The sequence below is a fragment of the Cellulomonas hominis genome (genome assembly GCF_005239125.1).
In the GTDB taxonomy this organism is placed as follows: Bacteria; Actinomycetota; Actinomycetes; order Actinomycetales; family Cellulomonadaceae; genus Cellulomonas; species Cellulomonas hominis_A.
In genome coordinates this window covers 1-8,551 of sequence record NZ_SZYE01000174.1, presented here as the reverse complement: position 1 = coordinate 8,551, position 8,551 = coordinate 1, and the positions used below count along the sequence as shown (strand labels likewise).

Sequence of the window (8,551 nt, the reverse complement as noted above, 5' to 3'; positions counted from 1 at the left end):
GCCCCCGGCGGCCCGCCGCCGCATCCGGCCTGGAGCCCGCGGCCGTGCGGCGGCTGCACCGGGCCCTCGCCGACCTGCTGCCCGAGGGCGTGACCGCGCGCACCACCCACGCGTGGGGGGTCGCGCTGTCCGGCGGGCCGGTGCCGGCGCTGGGGTTCGACGCCGACGCGGGGCTCGCGTGGGCCGACGGGACCGGCGACGACGGCGTGGCGGCCGGGAACCTCGCGGGGCGCACGCTCGCGGAGCTGCTGACCGGCGCGGACGGGGCGCTGACCCGGCTGCCGTGGGTCGTCCGCGGGACCCCGGGGCGCGGGACGCGCGCGTCGGCCCCGCGGCGGGCCGGCGGGACGCTCGCGGAACGGATCCGGGGCCGGCTCGCCCCCGGCGCGGACGACCGCTGAGCCGCCCGGGCCGCGCACCCCGCACCCCTCCCACCGCGCGCTGCCCACCCGGTCGCCGAGATCGGTGCCTGCGCCCGAGATCGGCACTCCCACGCACCGATCTCGGCACGAAGCACCGGTCTCGGAACCCGGGTCACCCCGACCCCCGGGCAGCTAGCGCGCCGCGACGCGCTCCCTCGCGCGGGCCCGCGCCCAGTCCTCGGCCGCCTGCACGTCCGCGACGTCCCGCACCGGGCCGCCGTCGTGCGCGGCCAGCACCTCCTCGACCGTCTCCACGATCCCGAGGAACCCGAGCCGCCCGGCCAGGAACGCCGCCACGGCCTCCTCGTTCGCCGCGTTGTACACCGCGGGGTGCGTGGCGGACGCGGCGACGGCCGCCCGGGCCAGGCCGACGGCCCCGAAGGTGTCCTCGTCCAGCGGCTCGAACTCCCACGCGCCCGCGCGGGTCCAGTCCACCGGCGCGGCGGCGTCGGGCAGCCGGTCGGGCCAGGACAGCCCGAGCGCGATGGGCAGCCGCATGTCCGGCGGGGAGGCCTGGGCGACGGTCGACCCGTCGGCGAACTCGACCATCGAGTGCACGACCGACTGCGGGTGCACGACCACCTGGATGTCGGCGACCGGCACGTCGAACAGCAGGTGCGCCTCGATCAGCTCGAGCCCCTTGTTCACGAGCGTGGCCGAGTTGATCGTCACGACCGGCCCCATGGACCAGGTGGGGTGCGCGAGCGCCTGCTCGGGCGTCACGTCCGCGAGCTCGGCGCGGCTCCGGCCGCGGAACGGCCCGCCCGACGCGGTGAGCACCAGCCGCCGGACCTCGGCGCGCCGGCCGCCGCGCAGGCACTGCGCGATCGCCGAGTGCTCGGAGTCCACCGGGACGACCTGCCCGGGGCGCTGCACCGCGGCCCGGACCAGCGGGCCGCCGGCCACCAGCGACTCCTTGTTGGCGAGCGCCAGCACGCTCCCCGACCCCAGCGCGGCGAGGGTCGGCCCCAGCCCGACCGACCCGGTGATGCCGTTCAGCACGACGTCCGCACCGCGGGCGGCCAGCTGGGACGCCGCGTCCGGGCCCGTGAGCACCTCGACGCCGACCTGGCGCAGGCCCGCGTCGGCGGACGCGCGCACGACCTCCGCGAACACCGTGCCGGCGGCGTCCGGGTCGGCCACGGCGACGGTCTGCGCGCCGAGCGCCACCGCCTGGCGCGCGAGCGCCACGGGGTCCGAGCCCCCGGCGCTGATCCCGGTCACCCGGAACCGGTCCGGGTTCCGCGTGATCACGTCGACGGCCTGGGTGCCGATCGATCCGGTGGAGCCGAGCAGGACGACGGTGCGCGGGTTCATCCGCCCCATCCTGCCCGAGCGGAGGTCACTCCGCGGCGAGCAGCACGTCCACGGCGCGCTCGAGGAACGCGTCGACCGGCCCCTCGGCGTAGGCGCGGGCGCCCTTGCGGCGGGCGAACACCGCGGAGCGCACCTCCTGCGCGCTGAGCGGCGCGTTGGTGTCGAAGTACGCGACGAGCCGGTCGCACAGGGCGTCCACCTCGGCGGCGTCGTAGCCCGCCTGGCGGCCCTTGGGGTGCGCGAACCGCTCACCCGCGGGACGCGTCAGCCGGCCGTACAGGCTCCGGGCCTGCTCGGCGAGCGTCTCCATCCACGCCTGACGGCCGCGGTCGGCGATGAAGTCGGCGCGGGACCGGGCCACGAACGCCGCCTCCAGGCGGTCGAGCGCGGCGTCGACCGCCGTGGTGGAGTACCCGTGCCGGACGAGGTCGAACGCGACGGTCCGGACGTCACGGCTGGACAGCGCGCCGGCAGGGCCCTGCTCGTAGACCGTCCGGGCGTGCGTGAAGAAGTCGTCGACCTCCTCGGGGTGGTACCCCGTCCGCATCCCGGTGACACGCCGGAACATGGCGCCGCCGCTCATTCAGTCCTCCTCAGCCGCCAGCTGGCCGCACGCACCGTCGATGTCGGACCCACGGGTGTCCCGGACGGTGGTCGGGATGCCGTGTGCGCGCAAGCGTGCCACGAACTCCTGCTCCACCGCGGGATCGCTCGCCGTCCACTTGGACCCGGGCGTGGGGTTCAGCGGGATGGGGTTGCAGTGCACCCAGCCGCGGCCGCGCCGGTTGAGCTCGGTGCCCAGCAGGTCGGCGCGCCACGCCTGGTCGTTGATGTCGCGCATCAGCGCGTACTCGATGGACACCCGGCGTCCGGTGGCCCGGAAGTACTCGTAGGCGGCGTCGATCGTCTCGGCGACGCTCCACCGGGTGTTGATCGGCACCAGCTCGTTGCGGAGCTCGTCGTCGGGCGCGTGCAGCGACAGCGCCAGCGTCACCGGGATGCCCTCGCCGGCGAGCTTGCGCATCGCCGGCACCAGGCCGACGGTCGACACGGTGATGTTGCGCGCGGACATGCCCAGGCCGTCCGGGACGGGCGCGACCATGCGGCGCACCGTCTCCATGACGGTCTTGTAGTTGGCGAGCGGCTCGCCCATGCCCATGAACACGACGTTCGACAGCCGGGTCGGTCCGCCGGGGACCTCGCCGGCCTCGAGCGCGGCCGCCGCGGCGCGCACCTGCTCGACGACCTCCGCCGTCGACAGGTTGCGGGTGAGCCCGAGCTGCCCGGTGGCGCAGAACGGGCAGGCCATGCCGCAGCCCGCCTGGCTGGACACGCACAGCGTCGACCGGTGCGCGTACCGCATGAGCACGGACTCGACCTTGGCGCCGTCGAACAGGTGCCACAGGGTCTTGACGGTCGTGCCGCCGTCGGCCTGCAGGGTCCGCGCCGCGGTGAGCAGCGGCGGGAACAGCGCCTCGACCAGCTTGTCGCGGGTCGCGGCGGGCAGGTCCGTCATCGCGGCGGGGTCGACCGTCAGGTGGCTGAAGTAGTGCGTCGCGAGCTGCTTCGCGCGCAGCGGCTTCTCGCCGAGCGCGGTGACGGCCTCCACGCGCTGCTCGGGCGTGAGGTCGACGAAGTGCTTCGGCGGCTTGCCGCGGGCCCCGCGGGTCGGGGCCGACAGATTGAGTGCGACGGGCGTGGCGCTCACGCGGTCCTCCTCGGGGGCGTCGTGGTGATCGTGTCGGGTGGTGCTGGGTGCCGGCTGGGAGCCGGCGGTGCGGCGTCAGGAGCCGGCGACGGGCTGGAACGCCTCGAGCAGCAGGTAGACCACCGGGGCGGCCAGCAGCATCGAGTCGATCCGGTCCAGGATGCCGCCGTGCCCCGGCAGCAGGGTGCCCATGTCCTTGAGCTCGAGGTCGCGCTTGATGAGCGACTCCCCCAGGTCGCCCAGCGTCGCGACCGCGACGGTGGCCACGCCCAGCAGCGCGCCCACGGCGGGGTCCCCGTCGAACATGAGGTGCACGCCCAGCACGCCGACCACCGAGGCCAGCACGACCGAGCCGAGCAGGCCCTCCCAGGTCTTCTTCGGGCTGACCGACGGCGCCAGCGGGTGCCGGCCGATCAGCACGCCGACGACGTAGCCGCCGGTGTCGTTCGCGACGCACAGCAGGATGAACAGCGCCACCCGCATCGCGCCGTCCTCGGCCGCCAGCATCAGCATGACGAACCCGGCCATGAGCGGCAGGTACGCCGCCGCGAACACGCCGGACGTCGCGTCCCGCACCGCCCGCGGGCCGCTGCCGTCCAGCACCCGCCAGACGACGATGCCCCCGACGGTCAGCACGAAGGCGACGAACAGCGCCTCCATCCCCGCGACGTACGCGGAGACCAGGATGCCCACGTCCCCCACCAGCAGCGGCAGCACGGGGATGTGCACGCCGCGGCGGGCGAACGCCTGCGCCAGCTCCCACAGGCCGGCGCCGACCGCCGCGACCGCGATCAGGCCGAAGGCCTCCCGGCGGACGAACAACGAGGCGGCGACGAGGACCAGGAGCCCGAGGCCGACGGCGACGGCGACGGGCAGGTCGCGCCCGGCACGCGAGGTGCCGGGCGCCGGGGCGACAGCGGGCTGGGACGACATCAGACCTCGAGCAGCTCGCTCTCCTTGGAGGAGAGGAGCTGGTCGACCAGGTCGACGTGCCGCTTGGTGACGGACTCCAGCTCCTTCTCCGCGCGCACGACCTCGTCCTCGCCGGCCTCGCCGTCCTTCACCAGGCGGTCCAGGTCGTCCTTGGCGCGGCGGCGGATGTTGCGCACCGAGATGCGCGCGTCCTCGGCCTTGGTCTTGGCCAGCTTGACGAACTCCTTGCGGCGCTCGGTGGTCAGCGTCGGCAGGGTCACGCGGATGACGTTGCCGTCGTTGGTCGGGTTCACGCCCAGGTCCGAGTCGCGCAGCGCCTTCTCGATCCCCTGCATCGACGACTTGTCGAACGGGGAGATGAGGATCGTGCGCGCCTCGGTGACGTTGAACGACGCCAGCTGCTGCAGCGGCGTCGGGCTGCCGTAGTAGTCGACCGTGATCTTGTTGAACATCGCCGCGTTCGCACGACCCGTGCGGATCGCGGCGAAGTCCTCCTTGGCGACCTCGACGGCCTTGTCCATCTTCTCCTCGGCCTCGAGGAGGATCTCGTCGATCACGGTTGCTCCTTGTCGTTCTGGTCCAGCGTGGTGGCGTGCTGCCGGGCGGGGCGCCGGGCGGTCAGTCCTCGGTGACCAGCGTCCCGATCTTCTCACCCCGGAGCACCCGGGTGACGTTGCCCGGCTCCTCGAGCCCGAACACCCGCATGCGCACGCCGTTGTCGCGGCACATCGACAGGGCGGTGGAGTCCATCACGCCCAGCTCCTGCACGATCGCCTCGGTGTAGGTGAGGTGGTCGAGCTTCGTCGCCGTGGGGTCGGTGCGCGGGTCCGCGGTGTAGACGCCGTCCACGCCGTTCTTGCCCATCAGCACCTCGTCGCAGTGCGTCTCGAGGGCGCGCTGCACGCAGACGGTGTCGGTCGAGAAGTACGGCATGCCCGCGCCGGCGCCGAAGATCACGACGCGGCCCTTCTCCATGTGCCGGATCGCGCGCAGCGGGATGTACGGCTCGGCGACCTGGCCCATCGTGATGGCGGTCTGCACGCGCGTGTCCACGCCGGCCTGCTCCAGGAAGTCCTGCAGCGCCAGGCAGTTCATGACCGTGCCCAGCATGCCCATGTAGTCCGCGCGCGCCCGGTCGAGCCCGTTCTGGGCGAGCTCGGCACCGCGGAAGAAGTTCCCGCCGCCGCAGACGATCGCGACCTGCACGCCGTCGGCGACCGCGGCCCCGATCTCGGCGGCCACCCGGCGCACGACGCCGGCGTCCAGGCCGATCGACCCGCCTCCGAACGCCTCGCCCGACAGCTTCAGCAGCACCCGTCGCGGCTGGGTCTCGGTCATGAAGTTCCTCCAGGTCGTCGGCGGGTGGCTGCGCGGATCTCGCACCGGTGGCCCCGGCCCGTACGGGCCGGGGCCACCGGGTGTGGCGTGGTCAGGCGCCGACGCGGAACCGCACGAAGCCGGTCACCGTGCCGCCGACCTCGGCGAGCACCTGGGCGACGGACTTCTTCGGGTCCTTCGCGAACGGCTGGTCCACCAGGACCACGTCCTTGAAGTACCCGTTGAGGCGGCCCTCGACGATCTTCGGCAGCGCGGCCTCGGGCTTGCCCTCGTTGCGGGCGGTCTCCTCGGCGATGCGGCGCTCGTTCTCGACCGTCTCGGCCGGGACCTCGTCGCGGGTCAGGTAGGTCGGCGAGAACGCGGCGACGTGCGTCGCGATGTCGCGGGCCACCTCGGCGCCCTTGGCGTCGGTCGCGACGAGCACGCCGACCTGCGGGGGGAGGTCCTTGTTCACCTTGTGCAGGTAGACGGAGACCTTCTCGCCGGCGACGCGGGCCACCCGGCGCACGACGACCTTCTCGCCGAGCACGGCGGCCGTCTCGTCGACGACGTCCTGCAGCGACTTGCCGTCGACGTCGGCGGACAGCAGCGCGTCGGCGTCACGGGCGCCGGAGGCGACCGCCGTGGCGAGCACCTTCTCCGACAGCGTGATGAACGTGGCGTTCTTGGCGACGAAGTCCGTCTCCGAGTTCACCTCGACGATGACGCCGACCTCGTCCTCGCCGTCACCGGCGGTGACGACCTCGGCGGCGACCAGGCCGTCGGAGGCCGAGCGGCCCTCGCGCTTGGAGACGCCCTTGAGGCCCTTGACGCGGATGATCTCGAGCGCCTTGTCGGCGTCGCCCTCCGCCTCCTCGAGCGCCTTCTTGACGTCCATCATGCCCGCGCCGGTCTTCTCGCGGAGCGCCTTGATGTCGGCCATGGAGTAGTTGGCCATCTGTTCCGTCCTAACTCGTCAGTGCGTGCGATGAGCGGGCCGGGTCACTTGGACTCGGCGTCGCCCTCGGACTCGGCAGCGGCGGACTCGGTCTCGGTCGCGGCCTCGGCGGCGGCGGTCTCCGTGGCGGCGGCCTCGGCAGCGGCCTCGACGGCCGGAGCGGCGTCCTGGCCCGGGGTGGCAGCACCCTCGGCCGGGGTCGCCTCGCCCGCGGGGGCCTCGTCGGCGGTCGCCTGCGTGGCGGCCAGCGACTCCTCGGCACCGGCCAGGAGCTCGCGCTCCCACTCGGCCAGCGGCTCGGACTCGGCCGACGCGGCCTCGGCGCCGCCCTGGCGGCCCGAGTGACGCTGCAGCGTGCCCTCGGCGGCCGCGTCCGCGATCACGCGGGTCAGCAGCTGCACGGCGCGGATCGCGTCGTCGTTGCCCGGGATCGGGTAGTCGACGACGTCCGGGTCGCAGTTGGTGTCGAGGATCGCGACGATCGGGATGCCGAGCTTGCGCGCCTCGTCGACGGCCAGGTGCTCCTTGTTGGTGTCGACGATCCACACCGCGGACGGGGTCCGGGTCATGTCGCGGATGCCGCCCAGCGTCTTCGCGAGCTTGTCCTTCTCGCGACGCATGATGAGGAGCTCCTTCTTCGTGTACGCGCTCCCCGCGACGTCGTCGAAGTCGATGAGCTCGAGCTCCTTGAGGCGCTGCAGGCGCTTGTTCACCGTCTGGAAGTTGGTGAGCATGCCGCCCAGCCAGCGCTGGTTGACGTAGGGCATCCCGACGCGGGCGGCCTGCTCGGCCACCGGCTCCTGCGCCTGCTTCTTCGTGCCGACGAACAGGATGGTGCCGCCGTGGGCGACCGTCTCCTTGACGAAGTCGTACGCGCGGTCGATGTAGGACAGCGACTGCTGCAGGTCGACGATGTAGATGCCGTTGCGCTCGGTGAAGATGAAGCGCTTCATCTTGGGGTTCCAGCGGCGGGTCTGGTGCCCGAAGTGGACACCGCTCTCGAGCAGCTGGCGCATGGTCACGACGGCCATGGTGGTCCTTCCGCGCGCCCGCGTCGGGGGCGCGCACAGTGATCGCGGGCCCGCCTCGGCGCACCCGCTCGTCCGGTTGTCGGCGCCTCCCGGTCGGGACGCACCCCTGGCGCCACGCCCTTGCCGACACCGGGCCCCGTGGGACCCGGACCGCTGCCGGCGCCGGCCCTCCGCACGCACCTCCCCCGCCGGAGCGAGGTGGGGTGTGAGCGTCGGTGATGACGCGCGATGTCGACCGGCACGCACCGGTCGCAGGAAGGAGTCTACCGGACCTGCGCCAGCGCCCGGACCGGGGGCGGGGCCGGGACGGCGTGACGTGCGCGACCCCCGACGGTACCCGCTGCCCCTGCTGCACCCGCCGCACCCCCCGCACCGCTCCCGCCGCGCGACCGCCACCCACCACTCCCGCCCACTCGTCGCTCCCACGCACAGCTCCCGCCGAGAGTGCATTCGTTGCGGGGTTGGAAGCCGCTGAACCCCGCAACGAGTGCACTCTCGGCGGTTGTCGGCGGTCGGGTGGGTCGGGAGGGCGGGGAGGGCGGCGTGGGGGGCGGGGGCGGCGGGCGCGCGGCGGCGTGGGGAGCCGGGCCGGGGGCGGGCGCCGAGTCCTCCACAGGGCGCCCGACGCGTGGGGTCCCCAGGCGCCTCCCCCTGGGGCGCACCCCGGTCATCGGTCCGGGGCACCCTCGAGGTCATGTCCGCCGTCACGCTCCCCCGCCGGGTCCTGGCCGCCGCGCTGCTGCTCGCGGTCGCCGGGGCCCTGCCGGCGCCCGCGCGCCACCTGCTCGTGACCGGGTCGCCGGCCGCGACCTGCCGGGCCAGCCGCACCTCGAGCCGCCCGTCGCGCACCGCGAACCGCCCCGGC

8 protein-coding genes and 1 pseudogene are annotated in these 8,551 nt (G+C 74.1%); 1 reads left to right on the top strand and 8 read right to left on the bottom strand.

Annotated features, from left to right (window positions below; translation table 11 throughout):
- Positions 1-401: pseudogene (locus FA014_RS20140) on the top strand (hypothetical protein); the annotation flags it as partial.
- 153 nt (positions 402-554) lie between these two features.
- Here FA014_RS20140 and dxr read toward each other — a convergent pair.
- The 8 genes from dxr to rpsB form a co-directional block, all read right to left on the bottom strand.
- On the bottom strand, positions 555-1,739 hold the full coding sequence (dxr, locus tag FA014_RS16025; protein WP_154730651.1) for a 1-deoxy-D-xylulose-5-phosphate reductoisomerase: 1,185 nt from the start codon (positions 1,737-1,739) through the stop codon (positions 555-557).
- A gap of 25 nt (positions 1,740-1,764) precedes the next feature.
- A complete protein-coding gene (locus FA014_RS16020) occupies positions 1,765-2,322 on the bottom strand; it encodes a DivIVA domain-containing protein (RefSeq protein ID WP_154730650.1) in 558 nt (185 codons plus the stop codon).
- Positions 2,323-3,447 carry a 23S rRNA (adenine(2503)-C(2))-methyltransferase RlmN gene (rlmN, locus tag FA014_RS16015; protein ID WP_154730649.1) on the bottom strand — a complete coding sequence of 375 codons (1,125 nt, stop codon included), beginning with the start codon at positions 3,445-3,447 and terminating at the stop codon, positions 2,323-2,325. It lies immediately after the preceding gene.
- A gap of 75 nt (positions 3,448-3,522) precedes the next feature.
- Positions 3,523-4,380 (bottom strand): phosphatidate cytidylyltransferase, encoded by an 858-nt coding sequence (locus FA014_RS16010; RefSeq protein ID WP_154730648.1) that lies wholly within the window; start codon positions 4,378-4,380, stop codon positions 3,523-3,525.
- Complete coding sequence (gene frr / locus FA014_RS16005; RefSeq protein ID WP_154730647.1) at positions 4,380-4,937, bottom strand: ribosome recycling factor; 558 nt, start codon at positions 4,935-4,937, stop codon at positions 4,380-4,382. The genes FA014_RS16010 and frr overlap by 1 nt, the downstream gene beginning before the upstream one ends.
- A gap of 61 nt (positions 4,938-4,998) precedes the next feature.
- A complete protein-coding gene (gene pyrH, locus FA014_RS16000; protein ID WP_154730646.1) occupies positions 4,999-5,718 on the bottom strand; it encodes a UMP kinase in 720 nt (239 codons plus the stop codon).
- A 91-nt stretch (positions 5,719-5,809) separates the two neighbouring features.
- Positions 5,810-6,655, bottom strand: coding sequence for a translation elongation factor Ts (gene tsf / locus FA014_RS15995; protein WP_154730645.1), 846 nt, complete (start codon positions 6,653-6,655; stop codon positions 5,810-5,812).
- A 44-nt stretch (positions 6,656-6,699) separates the two neighbouring features.
- Positions 6,700-7,686 (bottom strand): 30S ribosomal protein S2, encoded by a 987-nt coding sequence (gene rpsB, locus FA014_RS15990; protein ID WP_154730644.1) that lies wholly within the window; start codon positions 7,684-7,686, stop codon positions 6,700-6,702.
- Positions 7,687-8,551 lie beyond the last annotated feature (865 nt).

What these genes read in the sequence shown, in the direction of transcription:
- dxr (WP_154730651.1), bottom strand. Translation starts at nt 1,739, where the DNA reads ATGAACCCGCGCACCGTCGTCCTGCTCGGCTCCACCGGATCGATCGGC.
- FA014_RS16020 (WP_154730650.1), bottom strand. Translation starts at nt 2,322, where the DNA reads ATGAGCGGCGGCGCCATGTTCCGGCGTGTCACCGGGATGCGGACGGGG.
- FA014_RS16010 (WP_154730648.1), bottom strand. Translation starts at nt 4,380, where the DNA reads ATGTCGTCCCAGCCCGCTGTCGCCCCGGCGCCCGGCACCTCGCGTGCC.
- pyrH (WP_154730646.1), bottom strand. Translation starts at nt 5,718, where the DNA reads ATGACCGAGACCCAGCCGCGACGGGTGCTGCTGAAGCTGTCGGGCGAG.
- tsf (WP_154730645.1), bottom strand. Translation starts at nt 6,655, where the DNA reads ATGGCCAACTACTCCATGGCCGACATCAAGGCGCTCCGCGAGAAGACC.
- rpsB (WP_154730644.1), bottom strand. Translation starts at nt 7,686, where the DNA reads ATGGCCGTCGTGACCATGCGCCAGCTGCTCGAGAGCGGTGTCCACTTC.